The organism is Streptomyces glaucescens (assembly GCF_002154375.1).
In the GTDB taxonomy this organism is placed as follows: Bacteria; Actinomycetota; Actinomycetes; order Streptomycetales; family Streptomycetaceae; genus Streptomyces; species Streptomyces glaucescens.
This window is the reverse complement of record NZ_MUND01001019.1, coordinates 1-712: the sequence shown is the minus strand read 5'-3', so window position 1 is coordinate 712 and position 712 is coordinate 1. Positions and strand designations below refer to the sequence as shown.

Here is a 712-nt window from a genome sequence, read left to right as displayed (position 1 = left end):
GGCGGGCGGTACGGCCGCCAGTGGCAGTGGACGGCCAACCCGCGCGACGGCTGGGCCACCCAGCACTCCGGCGACGGCCTCCGGCTCACCTGCGTCCGCTCGGCCGACGCGCACGACCTGCGCGAGCTGCCGAACATCCTCACCCAGCGCCTGCCCGGCATCCCCTCGGCCGTCGAGGCCGAACTGCGGCTGGACAGCGAGGAACCCGGCGCCCGCGCCGGACTCGCGGTGCTCGGGGACGCCTTCGCCTGGATCGGGCTGCAGCGGGGGGCCGACGGGTCGGTCCACCTGGTGCACCGGTTCGCGGAGGGCACCGCCGAGCGGGAGCGCGACGCCGACCGTCCGCGGCTCGCGCCCGAAGGGCGGGCCAGGCTCCGCATCGAGATCCGGCCCGGCGCGCGCTGCCGCTTCCACTACGACCTGGGCGACGGCCTCCGCCCGTCCGGCCAGGTCTTCGCCGCCACCCCGTGGCGCTGGGTCGGCGCCCTGCTGGGCCTCTTCGCACTCGCCCCCGGTGACGGTCAGGGCCACCCCGACCTGCACGCGGGCGCGGCCACGTTCACCCGGTTCCGCATCACCACGCTCTGACCCACCCTCTCCGTCACGCCCGTTGGGAGCCGCAATGACGCATCCCCCTGGCAAGCGCTTGTCGAGACCGGGGCACGGCAAAGTGGTGGCCGCCGTGCTCGGCCTGGTCACCGCACTGGGCCTC

The 712-nt window shown here is 76.0% G+C and carries 1 protein-coding gene; it reads left to right on the top strand.

Going from position 1 to position 712, the window contains the following annotated elements; genetic code table 11:
• On the top strand, window positions 1-588 hold a 588-nt coding region (locus CCN42_RS40260; RefSeq protein ID WP_479688068.1), incomplete at its 5' end, for a beta-xylosidase family glycoside hydrolase.
• Window positions 589-712 lie beyond the last annotated feature (124 nt).